This window comes from Stenotrophomonas sp. K-6, from assembly GCF_056861555.1.
Genome location: NZ_JBSPUC010000001.1, coordinates 349813 through 368922 on the forward strand (window position 1 = coordinate 349813; position 19110 = coordinate 368922).

Genomic DNA, 19110 nt, shown 5'->3' on the forward strand with positions numbered 1-19110 from the left:
TACGGCTCCCCTCCAGCGGATCGATGCGGTGACCCTCAGGTTCTGGCTCCTGCATGTGCTGGGTTGGTCGCTGTTCGCGCTGATCGCCTTCATTGCGCGGCCGACTGAAGCGTCGGTGCCGGACGCGCTTCAGTTCCTGGCGGTGGCTGCGGTCAGCATCGGTGGCCTACTGGCCAGCCTGGGGCTGCGCTGGTTGTACCGTAAGGTCCAGGCCGATGGCTATGGGGAGCTGCGCTGGCTGGGCATGCTGCTGGTCGCCAGTGTGCTGGTCGCCGTCGGCGTGGACGTGGCCGTGTATGTCGTGCTTTCCCTGCTGGCCGGTCTCTCACCTGGGCTGGCGGCCCTGCACGATGCGCAGCCGATGATCTCGCGTGCGCCACTGCTGGCGCCGGCCTTCATCGCGTGGAGCCTGCTGTATCTGGCCATCAGCCGGCAGACCCGGCTGGCCGAAGCGGCACGTCACCAGAAGGATCTGCAGCTGGCACTCAAGGAAGCGCATCTGCAGCGCCTGCTCGGGCATATCAGCCCGCACTTCACGTTCAACACCCTCAACAACATCCGCGCGCTGATCCTCAAGGATCCGGATCTGGCACGGGAGCAGATCACGCGCTTTGCCAATACGTTGCGTTACCAGTTCACCGGCAGCGAGGACGCGCTGGTGACCGGGGAAGAAGAAATGGCGGTGGTGCGCGATCACCTGAGCCTGGTCGGCCTGCAGCTGGGTGAGCGGCTGCGTTACAGCGAACACGTGGATGCCGCAGCGCTGCGCAGGCAGGTGCCGCGCTTCTGCGTGCAGCTGCTGGTGGAGAACGCCGTCAAGCATGGCCTGGGGCTCAGCAGCACCGGCGGTGATCTGCACGTCGCCATTGCTGCACCGGCGGGCGTGCTGCGGATCGAGGTGCGCAACAGTGGTCAGCTGCGGGCGCCCGATGGCACCGGTACCGGCCTGGATAATCTCAGGCAGCGGCTGCAGTTGTCCTTCGGCAGCGATGCAGGCCTGAGCCTGGAAGAACAGGGCGACAGTGTCGTCGCCCGTGTCTGGATCGGGAGTGCAGCGTGATCGACGCCGTCATCGTGGAAGACTCGGAACTGGCGCGCTTCGAGCTGGAGCACCAGCTCAAGGCCTATCCACAACTGAGCGTGGTCGGCCATGCCGGCGATGTGGATGCCGCCATCGCCTTGATCGAGTCCACCACCCCGGACGTGGTGTTCCTGGATATCGACCTGCCCGGAGGTAATGCCTTCGATGTGCTCGCGCGGCTGACCCAGGTGCCGCGCATCGTGTTCACCACCGCCTTCGACGCACATGCGCTCAAGGCCTTCGGCTACAACACCGTGGATTACCTGCTCAAGCCGATCGAGCCGCAGCGGCTGGCGCAGGCCATCCACAAACTGACCGAGGCGGTGGCCATCACGCCGGTACGGCGTTCGATGGACAGCCCGATCTTCATCAAGGATGGCGAGCAGTGCTACCTGGTCAAACCGCGCGACGTACGGGTGATCGAGGCGGTCGGCAACTACAGCCGGGTCTATTTCCAGCAGCACGCTCCGCTGCTGTATCGCCCGCTGGGCGCGATTGAAACGCAGCTGGCGCCGGAAAAGTTCTTCCGGGCCAACCGCCAGTACATCGTCAATCTGGACTACGTGGAGCAGGTGGCGCCCTGGAGCAATGGCGGGCTGATGCTCACCCTGCGCGGCGGGCTGGAGGTGGAGGTCTCCCGCCGCCAGAGCGCGCGCCTCAGGGATGTGCTGAGCCTGTAGCCGGCGCGGCCGCGGTCGGCGCGCGGTAGCCGACGGTATCGCCCATCAGCCGGTCATGCAGTGTCATGACCGCGCGGCCGTCGTCGGCAGTGGCGAAGCTCAGTGCATCCAGACCGCCATCCAGGTAGTAGCGGCCATCGGTGCCGGGGCTGACCGCGACCGGTTCCTCACCCTCGCCCTGGCGAAGCAACTGCAGGTGACCATCGACCAGCGACAGCACCCGCACGTCATCCTCGGCCAGCACGTAGCGGCCGAGCCAGACGGCGTCCTTCGCACTGGGCGCCACGGTGGCCGCATACGGGACGTCGGCGGCAATCGCGGCCAGCCGTACGGTCAACGTGGTCGGATCGAGAAACTCCGCATTGGTCAGCACCGTGGCGAACACATCCGGTGCCTTGAGCTGCACCACGTAGCTGTTGAAGCCGTTGATGAAGCCACCATGCTCCACATCGGCCACGCCCTGCACCTGGCCGATGATCCAGCCGAAGCCGTATGGCGATGCTTTGCCGTCGGCCAGCACGGTCTTGCTCATGGCCTGCGCCAGCAACGCGGCAGGAACGAGGGTGCCGTCGCGCAGTGCCTGATGCCAGCGTGCCAGATCGCCTACCGTGCTGATCAGGCCACCCGCGCCCTGGGGCTGCGTCATGCTGATGAAGTCTGCGTTCTGCAGCACGCCCTGCGCTTTCCGATAGCCATGCGCACGGCCCGGGATGATGGCCAGGTGGGTGTCATAGCGGGTGTGCTGCATACCCAGCGGCTGGAAGATCGCCTGCTGCATGTACTCGGCATAGGACTGGCCGGACAGGCGCTGGATCAGGTGGGTCAGCACGATGTAGTTGGAGTTGCTGTAGCGGAACCGCGTGCCGGAGGCGAACTCCAGCTGCAGATCCTTGAAGTAGCCGATCAGGCTGAGCGCATCGGCGTCCTCGCGGCGCGCGGCGCGCGACGCCGGAATGCTGCTGACGTTCTTGATGCCGGAGGTATGGGTGAGCAGCTGTTGCACCGTCACCTTGCCCATGGGGCCGGCGAGTGCCGGGTCCAGTGTGTCCAGCGGGGTTTCCAGCCGCAGCTTGCCGGCCTGCACCAACTGCATCACGGCCACCGCAGTGAACTGCTTGGTCACAGAGGCCAGCCGCAGCGTGGCGTCCGGTCGCATCGCCACGCCATTCTCGATATCGGCCATGCCGTAGGCCCGGCGCAGCAGGACCTGGTCGCCCTGGGTCACCAGGACCACGCCGCCCGGCTGCTGGCCCTTGAAGAACGCATCGGCCTCGCGGACCAGCGCCGCGGTCCGGTCCGTGGCCGGGGCAGCGTTCCTTGCCGCGGTCGGGCCGCTCATCACCAGCGCCGATGCCATCAGCACAATACCCAGAATCTTCATGCGTCCTCTCCTTCAGTAGATGGGAGAAGCGTAGGGGCGGCCCTGCGAGTACATGGAGCGATATATGACCTGCGGTCAGGCGACCGATCCAGTGGCGGCCAGACAGGATGAGCGGTCAGTGCGGTGAGATGACCCGCAGCCCACGCAGCAGCAGGTCCAGCGCGGTCACGCTCTGTGCCAGCCGCGCATCGCCATCGTCGCCATCGGCGATCCAGAACGCCGCCTCGGCCAAGCTGCCGTACACCAGCGAGGCGAGGGCCTGCGGGTTGGCCTCGGCGACCACGCCCTGATCGATCAGGCAGGCGAGCAGGCGCTGCATGGAATCGATGCAGTGGCGCTGCGATTCCGGCGAGGCACCGCCCAGTACCGCGCGCGCGTCGCGCAGGACGATGCGCTGGATGGTCGGCTCCAGCGCCATCTCCAGATACCCGATGCAGCGCAGACGAAAGCCCGCCCACGGATCCTCGGCGGCGTCGGAGATGGCCTTGAGGCGGTCATCCATCTCGGCGTCGATCTGATCGACGACGGCCGCGAGCAGGCCCTGCTTGTCGCCGAAGTGGTGATACAGCGCGCCACGGGTGAGCCCGGCCTGCGCGGTGAGATCGTCCATGGAGGTCTCGGCGTAGCCACGCGCGCTGAACACCGCGCGGGCGGTGGCCAGCAGCGTGGCACGGGTCTGCTCCATGTCGGCGCGGGTGCGGCGAACCATCATCAACTCCTTACATACGAGACGGATGATTGTTTACATCCGGTGCGTATGTATATAGGATTTTAAACATACGATGTGTATGTAAGTGGCGCAGAAGGCAGTGCACAGAACCGTGACCAACCCCCCCTTTTCCGGGCGACAGCCCGATGCACGCCACCCCTGGTGGGCGGTCACCGCCGTGAGCCTGGCCACGTTCTCGGTCGTGACCACCGAGATGCTCCCGGTCGGCCTGCTGACCCCGATCGCCGACGCCCTGCAGACGAGCACCGGCACGGCATGCCTGATGGTCTCGCTGCCGGCGTTGCTGGCGGCGTTGTTCGCCCCGCTCGTGGTCATCGCCTCCGGCCGGCTGGACCGACGCACGCTGCTGTGCGGGCTGCTGGGGCTGCTGGTGATCGCCAATCTGGGCGCGGCCTTCGCACCCACGCTGGGCTGGATGCTGGCGGCGCGCGTGCTGGTCGGGTTGTGCATGGGCGGCATCTGGGCGATTGCCGGCGGGCTGGCCATGCGGCTCGTGCCGACGCGATCCGTTGGGCTGGCCACCTCGCTCATCTTCGGCGGCGTGGCGGCGGCCTCGGTGTTGGGCGTTCCCCTCGGCGCGTTGATCGGTGAGCTGTTGGGATGGCGCTGGGCATTCGCCAGCATGGCCCTGCTCAGCGCGGTGGTACTCGCACTGCATCTGGCCGTCGTGCCCGGGCTGCCGTCGACCCATACCACCACCGTGCGCCAGTTCGGTGAGCAGCTGGGCAACCCGGGGCTGCAGCTCGGGTTGCTGCTGACCCTGCTGCTGGTCGCCGGGCACTTCATTGCCTTCACCTTCGTGCGGCCACTGCTCATGACAGTCTCCGGATTCGACGCGCGCTGGGTGGGGCCGTTGTTGTTCGGCTACGGCGCTGCCGGGATGGGCGGGAATTTCCTCGCGGGCATCGTGGCGGCGAGATACACGGCACCGACGGTGTTGCTCATCGCAGCGGGCCTGGTGCTGGCGCCGCTGCTGTTCCTGTCCATCGGCGACGCACGTGCCGGCGGTGCCATCGCGCTGATCGCGTGGGGGCTGGCCTACGGCGGCGTCTCGGTCGGGTTGATGACGTGGATGATGAAGGCTGCGCCCCGCGCGGTGGAGGTGGCTTCCGCGCTCTACGTCGGCGTCTTCAACATCGGGATCGCATCGGGCGCATGGCTGGGCGGTCAGGCGCTCGACCGGCAGGGGCTCAGTGCCAACCTCTGCCTGGCCGGTGGCTTCGCGGCGACCGCGGTGCTGGTGTGCGTTGTGGGGCGCGGGCTGCAACGACCCGCCCGAGTGATCTGAGCCGGGGCGGGCATGCCGCGCCGATGCGTTGACACGCCCCGGATGTGCCATGCTGCGGAACATCCAACCAGGAACGCTGCCATGGCCAAGGGCCTGAACAAGCAGAAAGAAACGAAAAAGAAGCCTGCCAAGACGGCGAAGGAAAAGAAGGCCGAGAAGAACGAAAAGAAGACCACCCGCGGTTTCGCACCGGTCTGATCGATCCTGGCACGTCTAGAGCGTGCTGGAATCCACAAGCTGGCGACCGGCCTGGGTCAGGTCGATGTCGCCATCTTCGGCCTGGGCTGCATAGCCGGCCTTCACCGCCCAGTTGGCGTCCTCGTCACTGACCGGCCGCGTGGCATTGATGTCATCGAGGATACGGCGCTGTTCGTCGGTCAATGGCATTCGGCAGTCCTCCCGGCAGCGTCGCTCATGGCGTGGGGGCATCCACGCCGATCACCCGCTGGGCCAGCCGGGCGCGTTTGGCCCGCCGATGATTCACCCACCACACCAGCCCCGGCAGGCCGTAGAGCAGTGCACCGGCGAGCAGGAAGATTTTCAAGGCGGTCATGGCGGTTTCTCTCCGTACGGCATGGCGTGTTGGCGGCAATCCACCGCACTCCCAGCGGTAGTTCAGCGCAATCGCTGTGAAGGTGCTGTTCCCTTCCTCACTCTCGCACGTTCAGACCGGCGTGGCCGGTGCTGGATCAACGCGCCCTTCACGCGCCGTCACCGGCGGTGAGCCGGTGCGGTTCGCTATCCTGCACCCATGAAGAAGCCATCGCGCGGTACGCCGCCCAGTACCGCCTTCGTCCGCGTCCGCGGCGCACGCGAACACAACCTCAAGAACGTGGATGTCGACATCCCGCGCGATGCGCTCGTGGTGTTCTCCGGCATATCCGGCTCGGGCAAGTCCTCGCTGGCGTTCGGCACGCTCTACGCCGAGGCGCAGCGGCGCTACCTGGAATCGCTGTCGCCGTACGCACGTCGCCTGATCGACCAGGTGGGCGTGCCGGACGTGGATGCGATCGAGGGGCTGCCGCCGGCCGTGGCCCTGCAGCAGCAGCGCGGCACGGCCAGCGTGCGCTCCAGCGTCGGCAGCGTGACCACGCTGTCGAGTCTGCTGCGGATGCTCTACTCGCGCGCCGGTACCTATCCGGCCAGGCAACCCATGCTGTACGCCGAGGACTTCTCGCCGAACACGCCGCAGGGCGCCTGCCCGAACTGCCACGGCCTGGGCTACGTGTATGAAGTGACCGAGCAATCGATGGTGCCCGATCCGTCACTGAGCATCCGCGAGCGCGCCATCGCTGCATGGCCGCCGGCGTGGCACGGGCAGAACCTGCGCGACATCCTCGTCACGCTCGGCTACGACGTGGATGTTCCTTGGCGCGATCTGCCCAAGAAGCAGCGCGACTGGATCCTGTTCACCGAGGAACAACCGGTGGTGCCGGTGTATGCCGGCTTCACCCCGGCTGAAACCCGCGCCGCCGTGCGTCGCAAGGAGGAGCCGAGCTACATGGGCACCTTCAGCGGCGCACGCCGCTACGTGCTGCATACCTTTGCCACCACGCAGAGCGCGATGATGAAAAAGCGCGTGGCACGTTACATGATTGGCACCGAATGTCCGGTCTGCGATGGCCGCCGATTGAAGCGCGAAGCGCTCTCGGTCACGTTCGCGGGCATGGATATCGGCACACTCTCGCAGCTGCCGCTCAGTGCCATGGCCCAGGCGCTGCGACCGGCGGCGGAGGGGCATTTCGAGGTGGCGGCAGCAACCGCCACGCGCAGCCGCAGCGCTGGCAAGCAGGCTACGGCCAATCGGGTAGCTGCCGGTGGCAACGCGCATGCGGGCGGCAGCGACGTACGTAGGACGCCGGATCTGTCCGAGGAGAAGCGCATCGCGGCCCAGCGCATCGCGCACGATCTGGTCGAGCGGATCGGCACGTTGCAGTCGCTGGGGCTGGGCTATCTGTCGATGGACCGCGCGACCCCGACATTGTCGCCGGGTGAACTACAGCGCTTGCGACTGGCCACGCAGATCCGCTCCAGCCTGTTCGGTGTCGTGTACGTGCTGGACGAGCCCACTGCCGGCCTGCATCCAGCTGACGGCGAGGCCCTGTATGACGCGCTGGCGCAGCTCAAGGCCGGTGGCAACACCTTGTTCGTCGTGGAGCACGATCTGGAGATGCTGCGCCGCGCGGACTGGCTGGTGGACGTCGGCCCGGGTGCCGGTCAGCACGGCGGCCAGGTGCTCTACAGCGGCCCGCCCGAGGGCCTGCGCACGATCCAGGCCTCGGTCACCGCGCCGTATCTGTTCTCGAACAGCGCCGATACCCGACGTACGCCCCGCGCGCCGTCCGGCTGGCTGGGCCTGCAGGGCGTTCACCGCAACAACCTGCATGGCGTGGATACACGTTTTCCGCTTGGGGCGTTCACGGCGGTGACCGGTGTCTCCGGCTCGGGCAAGTCGAGTCTGGTCAGCCAGGCCCTGGTCGAGCTGGTGGGCGAGCATCTCGGGCAGGAGCCGGTGATCGAGGAGCTCGACAGCGAACTGCCGCAGCCCAGCCGCATCGAACGCACCCGTGGCCGTTTGACCGGTGCCAAGGCGATCAAGCGCCTGGTCAACGTCGACCAGAAGCCGATCGGGCGCACGCCGCGCTCCAACCTGGCCACGTATACGGGGCTGTTCGATCATGTGCGCCGGCTGTTCGCCGGCACGCGCGCGGCCAAGGCGCGCCGCTACACCGTCGGCCGCTTCTCCTTCAACGTCGCGGCAGGCCGCTGCGAAACCTGCGAGGGCGAGGGCTTCGTCCACGTGGAGCTGTTGTTCATGCCCAGCGTCTATGCGCCGTGCCCGACCTGCCATGGTCAGCGCTACAACGCCAAGACGCTGGAGGTGCAGTGGAACGGCCGCAACATCGCGCAGGTGCTGGCGATGACCGTGGAAGAAGCCTTGGCCTTCTTCGCCGAGGAGCCGCCCATACAGCGCCCGCTGCAGTTGCTGCGGGATATCGGGCTGGGCTATCTGCGTCTGGGGCAGCCGGCGACGGAGCTTTCGGGCGGTGAGGCGCAGCGGATCAAGCTCGCCACCGAGCTGCAGCGCAGCCAGCACGGCAACAGCCTGTACGTGCTGGATGAACCGACCACGGGGCTGCATCCGGCGGATGTGGACAAGCTGATGACGCAGCTGCACGGCCTGGTCGACGCCGGCAACACAGTGGTGGTGGTCGAGCACGACCTGCGCGTGGTGGCCGATGCGGACTGGGTGATCGATGTGGGGCCGGGCGCGGGCGACGAGGGCGGCCGGATCGTGGCCGAAGGCACGCCGGCCCAGGTCAGTCGCGCCAGGCAGGGCGCCACCGCGCGCTATCTGCGCCGCTGGTTTCCCTGAGCGGCGCAGGCCCCTCAATACACGTCGCGGCGATAGCGTCCGTCGTTGAGCAGAGCATCGACCGCGTCGTCGCCCAGCACCTCGCGCAGCACCTTATCGACGCCCTCGGCCATGCCGTGCAGCGAGCCGCACACGTAGATGCTGCCGCCCAGATCCACCCACGCCCGCAGTGCCTCCGGCGCGGCACGCAGGCGGTCCTGCACATAGCCGCCGCCGTCCGGATCGCGCGAGAACGCCAGGTCCACCCGGCCCAGATGGCCCTGCGCCTGCCACGCCTCGATCTCCCCGCGATACAGGAAGTCGTGCGCGCGGGTGCGTTCGCCGAACACCAGCCAATGCCCACGGTCGCCACGCGCGTCTGCCTCACGCAGCAGGCTGCGCAAACCGGCGATCCCGGTGCCGTTGCCGATCAACAGCATCGGGGCATGTTCGGGATGGCGATGGAAACCGCTGTTCGGGCGCACCCGCGCGAGGAGGCTGTCCGCCTCAGCCGCATGCACGCACAGCCAGCCCGAGCCCAGTCCATGGCGGCCGTCGGGCAGGTCGGTCAGACGGACCACGAGCTGCACGACATCGTCGCCCGGGACCGAGGCAATGGAATACTCACGATGCGGCAGCGCTGGCAGACGCGCCAGCCAGCGTGCGGCGTCGGGCGCTGCAGTCGCATCGGGCGCCTCCGTTGTCTCCGGCAGCACGCGCGCGGCGGCGGCCTCGACCAGCGTCGTGATGCGTCCGTCCACCGTCACCGGTGCCTGCGGATCCAGACCGTTGCGGGTCAGCACCGCCAGCACGTGTGCACGCGCATGGCGGGGGGCGATCTCCAGGATGTCGCCGGCCTGCCAACTGGCGTGTGCCGGTGGCCGCAGTGCCACCTGCCAGATCGCACCGGCAGCACTGCCGGCGTTGAGCTGGGTGCGCGTCTGCAACGCCCACGGCTGCAGTTCAATCGGCGCGGGCAGCGGCGTGTGGTCCTCCACCCCGGTCACCGCGGCCAACTGCTGCTGCCACTGCCCCAGCGCGACGGCATCGGTGCGGTCCACCTCGATGCTGGCAAACAGGCGCTGGGCGCCCTGCGTGGCCAGCCAGGTGTCCACCTGCCGCGAGAAGCCGCAGAAGCGTGCGTACTCGCGGTCGCCCAGTCCCAGCACGGCGTAGGCCAGCCCCTGCAGCGGCGCCGAATGCGCCAGCACCCGTCGCTCGAACGCACGCGCGGCATCGGGCGCTTCGCCATCGCCGAAGGTGCTGATGACGAACAAAGCCTTGTCGGTGTGTGCCAGCAGCGCCGCATCCACCTGCGCAAGCGGGCGCACCTGCACCGGCAGACCGGCCGCCTGCAGTTGCGAGGCAGCGCGCCAGGCCAGCTGCTCGGCAAAGCCACTCTGGCTGGCGAACGCGACCAGCCAAGGCTGCCCGGTGCCGAGGGCCGTGCCCAAGGGCAGGCGTGAGGCGCGCACCTCGCGTTTCCTGCGGCGGCGATCCAGGTACAACATCCAACCGGTGATGAAGAACACCAGCATGCCCAGGCTGGACAGCATCACGATGATCCGCCCCGGCAGGCCGAAGAAGCTGCCCGAATGCAGCGCGAACATGCTGACGATGATTTTGCCGCCGGGGTTTTTGGCGGCGTAGGGCTCCAGCGAGAGCAGTGCGCCAGTCGCCGGATCCAGTTGCACGATGTCCTGCGCGCGGTCGTGCGCGGCCTCGCCGCCCTGCACGCGGCTGGTGAGCGCGCGGCCGGGCTTGGCCGGGAAGCGCAGATCGATGTAACCGTGGCGCACGCCGTCCAGCGCGTACAGGGTGGCCTGCACCTTGTGCAGATCCAGTGCGCCGCCGCGGGTGCGCGGTTGGCTCTGCTCGGCGCTCGAGCCCCCGAGCAACGTGGTCGCGGCCTTGCGGTACCAGTCGAACGACCACCACAGCCCGGTCAGTGCGATCAGCAGGTACACCAGCAGTACCCAGGTGCCGACCACCGAGTGCAGGCTCCACAGGAAACTGCGCCCCGTGCGGGACCATTCCACCGCCAGCCAGGTGCGCCAGTGCCACCAGCGTCGTGGCCAGCGCAGATACAGCCCGGACAGACAGAAAAACACCAGGGCGATCGCGCAGCTGCCGGTGATCAGGCGGCCACGTTCGCCGCTGACCAGGTGGCGGTGCAGGTCTTCGACGAAGGCGAAGAACGCCAGCCCCCGCAACCCGGTGAGTACGGTGCCGGTGTACGGATCGAAGTAGCGCCAGTTGGCCTGGCCGCCTTCGAAACGCGCGACCGACAGGCGCTGCCCGGTGGCATCCACGCGCAGCCGCTGCAGCGCGTGCGGCATGTCCTGCTGCAATCGCGGTAGCAGCTCGGTGAGCGCCAGCGGCTGATCACCGGCTGCATGGCGTTCCACCACCTGCGCAAGCGCCGGATTGGCCGCGCGCATCAGCTCATCTTCAAAGGACAGCGTGGCGCCGCTCAGCCCCATCACCGCCAGCACCGTGCCGGCGGTGATGCCCAGCAGCCAGTGCAGCTGGAAAAGAACGGTCTTCAACATGGGGCGGTTCCGGCGGCAGAAGGCAGCGCGGCCAGCCACGCGGGCAGCGTGACACTGCCCGGCAGCAGATGAGAATGAATCTCGTCATTGTTGGGGGTGCCGCAACGGCGGTCAAGACCTTCGGCGAGGTTGCGCGGCATCACGATCAGCGGCCACGCTGTCGACGACGGCAGACGGCCTCAGTGGCGCGCCCACGCTTCAATCTCGCCTGCAGAGAACGGCCCGAGCTTCTGTTTCACGATGCGCCCTTCGGCATCGACCAGCACCGAATAGGGGAGCAGGCCCTGTGCATTGCCCAGGCGCACGCTGGCATCGGCAGGGCCGGGCGTGTCGAGCACGATCGGGTAGGTCACGGGTATGCGGGCCAGGAAATCGCGGACGCCTTCAGGCGTATCCAGCGCAAGCCCGAGCACCTGCACACCGCTGGCACCCTGGGCGTCGGCAAACGCGGTCAGCGCGGGCATCTCTTCTACACAGGGGCCGCACCAGCTCGCCCAGACGTTGATCAACAGCGGGCGGCCACGGAAGCCAGCCAGATCCACGGGGTGTCCGTGGATGTCGGGCAGGGTGATCGCCGGCATCGGATCGCCGGGTTGGGCTGCGGCTACTGCCGCGCGCTGCGGTGGTGGGGCGATCGCCGGGCGGGTGTCATGCCCGGCGAACCACAGCCCCGTGCCGATGCCCAGCACGGCCGCGATCACGACCACCACGACCGTCCGCCGTGGTGGCCGCAGGCTCATCGTGCGGTCCGCAGCAGCGCTTCTTCCACCAGCGCCTGGGTCAGCACGGTCGGCAGCACCGTCGGCGGTGCGCCCGGGCCGTAGACCACATACAGGGGCACGCCGACGGCCTTGTGCTCATCCAGGAAGGCGGTGATCTGCGGGTCGACATTGGTGTAGTCGCCGCGCATGTAGACCGCGTTGGTCCGGCGCAGGGTGTCGCGGAAGGCATCGGTGCCCAGCACCGCGCGCTCGTTGGCCTTGCAGGTCACGCACCAGTCGGCGGTCATGTTGACGAACACCACGCGGTTGTCCTGGCGCAGACGGTCCAGCATCTGCGGTGAGTACTCCACCACGTTGTCGCTGGCCGGCTGTGCGGCCTTGGCCGGCGGATCCAGGCGGGTCACGCCCCAGATCGGATACAGCGCGGCCAGCACCAGCAGCAGGGCCAGCAGGCCGCCGACGCGCTGGCTGCGCCAGCGGCTGCGCTCGAACCACCACAGCGCCAGCGACAGGATCACCAGGCCGCCCAGCACCAGCGCCATCGCATCCACGCCGCGCTGCTTGCCCAGCACCCACAGCAGCCAGATCGCGGTGCCGTACATCGGGAAGGCCAACACCAGCTTGAGGGTTTCCATCCACGCGCCGGGGCGAGGCAGGCGACGGGCCAGCGACGGCACGAAGCCGATCAGCAGGAACGGCAGGGCCAGGCCCAGGCCGAGTGCCAGGAACACCAGCATCGCCTGCAGGCCGGGCGCAGCGAAGGCATAGGCCAGTGCCGGGCCCATGAACGGGGCCACGCACGGGCTGGCCACCACACAGGCGAGCACGCCGGTGAAGAAATCGCCGACCGGGCCGCTGCGCGAGGCCAGCGACTGGCCGACCCCGCCCATGCTGCCGCCCAGGGTGAACACGCCCGACAGGCTCAGGCCGACGGCGAACATCAGATACACCAGCGCGGCGATGAACCACGGGTGCTGCAGCTGGAAGCCCCAGCCCGCGGCCTGGCCGGCTGCACGCAGCGCGATCACCAGCGCACCGATCGCAGCGAAGGCGACCAGCACGCCGGCGGTGTACCACAGCGCATGGCTGCGCGCGCGCTGGCGGCTCTCACCGCTCTGCGCCACGCCCAATACCTTCAGCGACAGGATCGGCAGTACGCACGGCATCAGGTTGAGAATCAGGCCACCGGCCACGGCGAACAACAGCAGCACCAGCAGGTTGCCCGGTGCGGCGGCCGGTGAGGCCGGCGGCGGGGTGCGCTGTGCGTTGTCGGCGCTGGCATCCGGGGTGGCGGCCGTGTCGCCCGGCACGGCCAGGGCCGGCTCGTTCGGGCGGATCAGCATCGGCTGGCTGCCGGTGCCACCGTCGCCCCGGGCCAGTGCGCGCTTGTCGCGATTGGGCAGCGGCGCGATGACCTCGGTCTTCTGTGCGACCTCATCGGCCTTCGCATTGATCGTGCCGGCCGGCAGCGCCAGCTTCACCCGCCGCGTCATCGGCGGGTAGCAGATGCCATCGGTCTGGCAGCCCTGGAAGGTGATCACCAGGGTGGCATCGGTGGCATCGACACGGCTGCGGCGCAGCGGCAGCGGGACGTCGATCTGGTCGAAATACACCGCCACGTCGCCGAAGTGCTCATCGCGGTGCGATTTCGCGGCCGGCCACCTGGGCTTGTCCGCGCGGATGCCCGGGGCACCCTCCAGCGCCAGCGAGGTGCGGTCGCGATACAGGTAGTAGCCCGGTGCCGGGGTGAACCGCAGCAGCACGGTGTTGCCATCGCCGACGATGGCATCGAAGCCGAACGCGCGCTCGGACGGCAGCGGCAGCGCCTGGCTGTTGTCAGTGCCGGGCAGGCGCAGGCCAGTGCCGGTGCTGCCGGCAAGTGGGGTGTTGAACGGGGAGGCGGCGCTACTGGTGCCGGCAGGTGTCGCGCTGGCAGTGCCACTTCCACCGGTCGGCAGCTTCACCTGCAGCGTGCGCTTCTGCGGCGGGTAGCACACGCCCGCATCGGCGCAGCCCTGATAGCGCACTTCCAGCGTGACGGTGTCGGCGCCATCGGCGGCCTTGCCCGGCAGCACGCCGGTCAGGCGCTCGCGATAGGTCTCCACCTCGCCGAAGAAATCATCGTGGTGCTTCTTGCCGGCCGGCAGCTGCAGCGCCTCGGCATCGAAGCCGGCATCAGCCTTGACCGTGGTGCGGTGGCGATACAGGTAATAGCCCGGGGCGATCTTCCAGCTGATCTCCACGCGGTCACGGTCGCGCGCCTGCGCGGTGAGCCCGAAGGCCTCATCGACCGGGAGCAGATCCTTTTCGCTGACCGCCCAGGCCGGCAGGCAGACCACGAGCAACGCGCACAGCGCGGCAACACGACGAAACAGCGTCATCAATCACTTTCCTCACGGGTCTGCGCCCGAATCCAATCCAGGTACGCCGGCAGGCCGGCGCGGGTTTCGACCGCGATGCACTCGGGGAGTTCATACGGGTGCAGGGTCTGCACGCGCGCGATCGCCGCGTCCAGGCGGCTGCCGGTGGTCTTGATCAACAGTTGGACCTCATGGTCCTCGGTGACCTCGCCCTGCCAGCGGTAGGTCGAGTGGGCCCCGTCCAGGCGCGTGACGCAGGCCGCCAGGCGTTCGTCCACCAGCGCGTGTGCCAGCCGCGTGGCGCAGGCCACGTCGGGGCAGGTGGTGAACAGCAGGAAGACGGGATCGGCAATCGACATGACCGCCGAGTATAGGACCGCCAGAGGCCAATGGTCCGACCGGCGCCGCGAGGGGGCGCCGGTCGGCCGGGCTCAGTTGGCCAGCTGGCAGGTGGCCGGCTTGGCCGAGGTGAACAGGGCCGGGGTGGCCCATTCGGGGTGGTCGATGAAGGGATTGCGGTTGCCCTGGAAACTGAAGATCACCTCGTTGCGAGCGCGTTCTGCCGCGTCCGGCGGGTCGGACAGGTGCCAGTCGATCAGGGTCGAGAGCAGGCCCATGTAGGCCGGTGAGGCCGACGTTTTGACGATCTTGCTGCGGTCGTCGGTCAGCTCCAGATCCGGCTCGGACTGGCCGGTTTTGGCATCTTTACCGCCTTCATAACGGATCGCCATGTACATCACCGCACGCGCCATATCGCCCTTGCGGTGGCCCCACACTTCGAACGAGCCGCCATTGCCGTCCGGCGTGCGCACCCAGTTGGAGGTGCCCGGGTAGCCCCCGCTGCCACCCCCGAAGCCATTGTTGGCCTCGGTCGCGCGTTCACCGCAGTTGCTGTCGCATTTGGCAAACGGCTTGTTGCCGCGGTCCGCATTCCACTGCGCATCGGTCAGATACAGCATGTGGGTGTCGGTATAGGGCGCATACGGCAGGCCCTTGTCGCCGGTGGTGCTGGCAAAGCCCAGCGAGTTGGGCCAGGTGTGCTCGCGGTTGTAGGTCAGCCCGCTGCCGGTGCCTGCGCGCCCGCTGACCTTGGTGTAGCTGCGGTTGCGGTAGGCATCGAGGATCTTGCCGCTGTCGTTGGGATCTTCGTCGGCGATTTCCAGGATGGTCCAGGTGCTGGTGCCCGAGCCGCTGTAGGGGTAGGCGGTGTGCCCCTTGATGGTCTCGTGCAGCGAGCAGCGCAACTGGCTGGGGGTGGAGGTGTTGACCCTGCCGTAGTACTCGCCCGGAGTGCCAGGGTTGCCCGGATCGGGCGTGGTGGCGGTGGCCACGGTGAAGGCAATGCGCGTATCGGCGGCCGGGCGGGCGCCCTGGGCATCCTTCACGCGGGTGGCGCGGATGTCGAAGCGGCAGGCTTCCCCCGCCACCAGCGCGGTGTTGGTGGCCAGCGTGAAGCGGGTGCCGGTGGTCGGGTGGCTCAGCGCGACCGTGCCGGACTGGCCGCAGCTCAGCGCGAAGGCGCCGGTGGACAGGGTGACCGGCTCACTGAAGGTGACGCTCAGGTCGGCGGCAGCCGGGAAGGTGCTGGCGCCCTGCTCGGGCGTGGTGGCAGTGACCGAGGGCGCCGTATTCGGGCCGGTCGGGCCGCCGCCGCTGAAGGTCTGGCCGTGGTTGCAGGCGCCGAAGGTCTGCGTGGCCGATTCGGCCCAGGTGAAATGGGCGTATTGGCTGCCGGTGCCGGTCAGCTGCAGGGAGGTGCCCGGGGCGGTGCTGTTGGACTCGCTGACCGGGATGTTCTGGCTGGTCAGGCCCGCGGCGGGGCCGCCGGCAGCGGTGATGGTGCCCTCGTAGCTGAGGAACTGGACCACCTTGCCGCTTGCATCGACCAGGGCGATGCCGTCATTGGGACCGTTCTGGATCCCGTTGGTCGGGTAGCTGACCGTGGCCAGTCGGGCGCTGCCGCAGCTGGCGGTGCCGGCCGGGACCGCATTGTTGGCGTACACCGCGGCGGCTGAGGGGTTGCTGCCGTTGTAGAGATAGAGCCGGTAGCCGGACAGGTCTTCACCGGCGGTGGCGACCACTTCGATCGCCTCGCCGACGTCCCCGGCCGGGGTGCTGTCGTCGTAATGCAGTTCATTGATGAATACATCGGCCCGGGCCGGGCTGGTGGCCAGCACTAGCAGACAGGCCAGGGACAGCGGCGTCAGCAACCTCATCTACGACTCCTTGTGATTGGTCAATGCCGATCGAATCTACGCAATCCAGATGACACATCGATTGGTCTGTCGGATTCAACCTTTCGCATTGAGAACTGCGTCAAACATTCACGCGCGGACCCGGATCGGCGAAAAAAACCGTCCGCTGGCCCTTGAAAGGGGAGGGGCCAGCACCATCTCTGCTCTGTCCCGCACCGTCGGGTTTTTTCGTGAGCGTGGCTGGCAGTCGCCCTGTGCGAGTGCTAACATCGCCAGACTTTCCTAGACCAATCAACAACTTAAAAGGGTCTCACATGAGCATCAAGCCGCTTCATGACCGCGTCGTAGTCAAGCCGATCGAAGCCGACGAAATCTCGTCCGGCGGCATCGTGATTCCGGATTCCGCCAAGGAAAAGTCGACCAAGGGTGAAGTCGTGGCCGTCGGCCCGGGCAAGCCCCTGGACAACGGCAGCGTGCGCGCGCCGTCGCTGAAGGTCGGTGACAAGGTCATCTACGGCCAGTACGCCGGCAGCAGCTACAAGTCCGAAGGCGTCGAGTTCAAGGTCCTGCGCGAAGACGACATCCTCGCCATCGTCGGCTGAGTGATGCGGCCGGCCCCGTGCCGGCGCTTCCGCACTTCCTCCCGTTCAAGCAGCCGGGCATCGCCCGGCTCTACATAAAAAGGTAATCGCAATGGCTGCCAAAGATATTCGTTTCGGTGAAGACGCCCGCGCCCGCATGGTTCGCGGCGTCAACGTTCTCGCCAATGCCGTCAAGGCCACCCTGGGCCCGAAGGGCCGCAACGTCGTGCTCGAGAAGAGCTTCGGCGCGCCGACCATCACCAAGGACGGCGTCTCCGTCGCCAAGGAAATCGAACTGGCTGACAAGTTCGAGAACATGGGCGCGCAGATGGTGAAGGAAGTTGCTTCGCGCACCAACGATGACGCCGGCGACGGCACCACCACCGCCACCGTGCTGGCCCAGGCCCTGATCCGCGAAGGCGCCAAGGCCGTCGCTGCCGGTATGAACCCGATGGACCTCAAGCGCGGTATCGACAAGGCCGTGATCGCCGCCGTCGCCGAGCTGAAGAACATCTCCAAGCCGACCGCTGACGACAAGGCAATTGCCCAGGTCGGCACGATCTCGGCCAACTCGGACGAGTCGATCGGCAACATCATCGCCGAAGCGATGCGCCGCGTGACCAAGGAAGGCGTCATCACCGTTGAAGAAGGCTCGGGCCTGGACAACGAGCTGGACGTCGTCGAAGGCATGCAGTTCGACCGTGGCTACCTGTCCCCGTACTTCATCAACAACCAGCAGTCGCAGACCGCTGACCTGGACGATCCGTACGTGCTGCTGCACGACAAGAAGATCTCCAACGTGCGCGACCTGCTGCCCGTGCTGGAAGGCGTCGCCAAGGCCGGCAAGCCGCTGCTGATCATCGCCGAAGACATCGAAGGCGAAGCGCTGGCGACCCTGGTGGTCAACACCATCCGTGGCATCGTGAAGGTCGTGGCCGTCAAGGCACCGGGCTTCGGCGATCGTCGCAAGGCGATGCTGGAAGACATGGCCGTGCTGACCGGCGGCACCGTGATCTCCGAGGAAATCGGTCTGTCGCTGGAAAAGGCGACGATCAAGGACCTGGGCCGCGCCAAGAAGGTGCAGGTCTCCAAGGAAAACACCACGATCATCGATGGCGCAGGCGAGAAGGCCAACATCGAAGCGCGCGTCACCCAGATCAAGACCCAGATCGAAGACACTTCCTCGGATTACGACCGCGAAAAGCTGCAGGAACGCGTGGCCAAGCTGGCCGGCGGCGTTGCCGTGATCAAGGTCGGTGCCTCGACCGAAATCGAAATGAAGGAAAAGAAGGATCGCGTCGACGACGCCCTGCACGCGACCCGTGCAGCCGTTGAAGAAGGCGTGGTCCCGGGCGGCGGCGTTGCGCTGGTCCGTGCGGTCACCGCGCTGAGCGGCCTGAAGGGTGCCAACGAAGACCAGAACCACGGCATCCAGATCGCCCTGCGCGCGATGGAAGCCCCGCTGCGCGAAATCGTGGCCAATGCGGGCGAAGAGCCGTCCGTGATCGTCAACAAGGTCAAGGAAGGCACCGGCAGCTTCGGCTACAACGCCGCCACCGGCGAGTTCGGCGACATGCTGGAATTCGGCATCCTGGACCCGACCAAGGTGACCCGTTCGGCGCTGCAGAACGCGGCCTCGATCGCTGGCCTGATGATCACCACCGAAGCGATGGTTGCCGAAGCCCCGAAGAAGGATGACGGCGCTGGCGCAGCTGGCGGCGGCATGGGCGGCATGGGTGGCATGGGCGGCATGGACTTCTGATGTAGATGCCGGCCATCGGCCGGCACGCATCGGAGCGGTAGGTGCCAACCGTTGGTCGGCACCTGCCATGCGCCAACGCAGTACAGAAAACCCCGCCGGAAGGCGGGGTTTTTTTGTGCGTGCATCACCGGCTCACAGCGCGCTGGTCGGCACTTGGACTTCCTCCTGCAGCCAGCGCAGGAACGCCGCGATGGCCGGGTTTCCCTCGGCGCCGGGCAGGCCACCGGCAACAGCACCGGCGCCGCCAGGGGGCGTGAGACCAGGCCGGGATACTCACCGAGACCGTGGCGGATGGCGATGTCCGCGTGGCGTTCGGTGAACCGCCCCAATCGCGGCACCAGCCAGGACGCGGCGAAGGTCGGCACGGTGCTGATGGTAAGCGTCTGCCGGGCATGGATGGCCTCCAGCAGGGCCATGCTGTGG

Annotated in this window: 15 protein-coding genes; 6 read left to right on the top strand and 9 right to left on the bottom strand. The window is 67.5% G+C overall.

Going from position 1 to position 19110, the window contains the following annotated elements; all coding sequences use genetic code 11:
* The first annotated feature begins 28 nt into the window (after nt 1-28).
* Nucleotides 29-1060, top strand: a complete 1032-nt coding sequence (locus AC13F7_RS01525; protein WP_482999026.1) for a sensor histidine kinase — start codon at nt 29-31, stop codon at nt 1058-1060.
* The gene (locus tag AC13F7_RS01530) at nt 1057-1761 is read left to right on the top strand and encodes a LytR/AlgR family response regulator transcription factor (RefSeq protein ID WP_482999027.1); all 705 of its coding nucleotides are present in this window, start codon (nt 1057-1059) and stop codon (nt 1759-1761) included. Before AC13F7_RS01525 ends, AC13F7_RS01530 begins: the two co-directional genes overlap by 4 nt.
* Here AC13F7_RS01530 and AC13F7_RS01535 read toward each other — a convergent pair.
* Nucleotides 1739-3142: a serine hydrolase domain-containing protein gene (locus tag AC13F7_RS01535; protein WP_482999028.1), complete on the bottom strand. Its 1404-nt coding sequence runs from the start codon at nt 3140-3142 to the stop codon at nt 1739-1741. The genes AC13F7_RS01530 and AC13F7_RS01535 overlap by 23 nt on opposite strands.
* 115 nt (nt 3143-3257) lie before the next feature.
* On the bottom strand, nt 3258-3851 hold the full coding sequence (locus tag AC13F7_RS01540; protein ID WP_482999029.1) for a TetR/AcrR family transcriptional regulator: 594 nt from the start codon (nt 3849-3851) through the stop codon (nt 3258-3260).
* A gap of 178 nt (nt 3852-4029) precedes the next feature.
* Here AC13F7_RS01540 and AC13F7_RS01545 point away from each other — a divergent pair, with 178 nt between their 5' ends.
* A complete protein-coding gene (locus AC13F7_RS01545; RefSeq protein ID WP_482999030.1) occupies nt 4030-5160 on the top strand; it encodes an MFS transporter in 1131 nt (376 codons plus the stop codon).
* 213 nt (nt 5161-5373) lie between these two features.
* Here AC13F7_RS01545 and AC13F7_RS01550 read toward each other — a convergent pair whose 3' ends face one another.
* A complete protein-coding gene (locus AC13F7_RS01550; RefSeq protein WP_184997192.1) occupies nt 5374-5547 on the bottom strand; it encodes a hypothetical protein in 174 nt (57 codons plus the stop codon).
* 25 nt (nt 5548-5572) lie between these two features.
* Nucleotides 5573-5713 (bottom strand): hypothetical protein, encoded by a 141-nt coding sequence (locus tag AC13F7_RS01555; RefSeq protein WP_481467216.1) that lies wholly within the window; start codon nt 5711-5713, stop codon nt 5573-5575.
* A 198-nt stretch (nt 5714-5911) separates the two neighbouring features.
* Between AC13F7_RS01555 and AC13F7_RS01560 the strand changes: the two genes are divergently transcribed.
* Nucleotides 5912-8536 carry an excinuclease ABC subunit UvrA gene (locus tag AC13F7_RS01560; protein ID WP_482999031.1) on the top strand — a complete coding sequence of 875 codons (2625 nt, stop codon included), beginning with the start codon at nt 5912-5914 and terminating at the stop codon, nt 8534-8536.
* A gap of 14 nt (nt 8537-8550) precedes the next feature.
* Here AC13F7_RS01560 and AC13F7_RS01565 read toward each other — a convergent pair whose 3' ends face one another.
* The 5 genes from AC13F7_RS01565 to AC13F7_RS01585 form a co-directional block, all read right to left on the bottom strand.
* Nucleotides 8551-11067 (bottom strand): PepSY domain-containing protein, encoded by a 2517-nt coding sequence (locus AC13F7_RS01565; protein WP_482999032.1) that lies wholly within the window; start codon nt 11065-11067, stop codon nt 8551-8553.
* Between the two features lie 179 nt (nt 11068-11246).
* A complete protein-coding gene (locus AC13F7_RS01570) occupies nt 11247-11807 on the bottom strand; it encodes a TlpA family protein disulfide reductase (RefSeq protein ID WP_482999033.1) in 561 nt (186 codons plus the stop codon).
* Nucleotides 11804-14170 (bottom strand): protein-disulfide reductase DsbD family protein, encoded by a 2367-nt coding sequence (locus AC13F7_RS01575; RefSeq protein WP_481467224.1) that lies wholly within the window; start codon nt 14168-14170, stop codon nt 11804-11806. The genes AC13F7_RS01570 and AC13F7_RS01575 overlap by 4 nt, the downstream gene beginning before the upstream one ends.
* Nucleotides 14170-14508: a divalent-cation tolerance protein CutA gene (cutA, locus tag AC13F7_RS01580; protein WP_482999034.1), complete on the bottom strand. Its 339-nt coding sequence runs from the start codon at nt 14506-14508 to the stop codon at nt 14170-14172. Before cutA ends, AC13F7_RS01575 begins: the two co-directional genes overlap by 1 nt.
* Before the next feature lie 72 nt (nt 14509-14580).
* On the bottom strand, nt 14581-16365 hold the full coding sequence (locus AC13F7_RS01585; protein ID WP_482999035.1) for an endonuclease: 1785 nt from the start codon (nt 16363-16365) through the stop codon (nt 14581-14583).
* Nucleotides 16366-16658: 293 nt separating this feature from the next.
* Here AC13F7_RS01585 and AC13F7_RS01590 point away from each other — a divergent pair, with 293 nt between their 5' ends.
* Together AC13F7_RS01590 and groL are read left to right on the top strand one after the other, a co-directional pair.
* Nucleotides 16659-16946, top strand: a complete 288-nt coding sequence (locus AC13F7_RS01590; protein ID WP_019183551.1) for a co-chaperone GroES — start codon at nt 16659-16661, stop codon at nt 16944-16946.
* A gap of 91 nt (nt 16947-17037) precedes the next feature.
* Nucleotides 17038-18687: a chaperonin GroEL gene (gene groL / locus AC13F7_RS01595; RefSeq protein ID WP_019183552.1), complete on the top strand. Its 1650-nt coding sequence runs from the start codon at nt 17038-17040 to the stop codon at nt 18685-18687.
* The last annotated feature ends 423 nt before the right edge of the window (nt 18688-19110 follow it).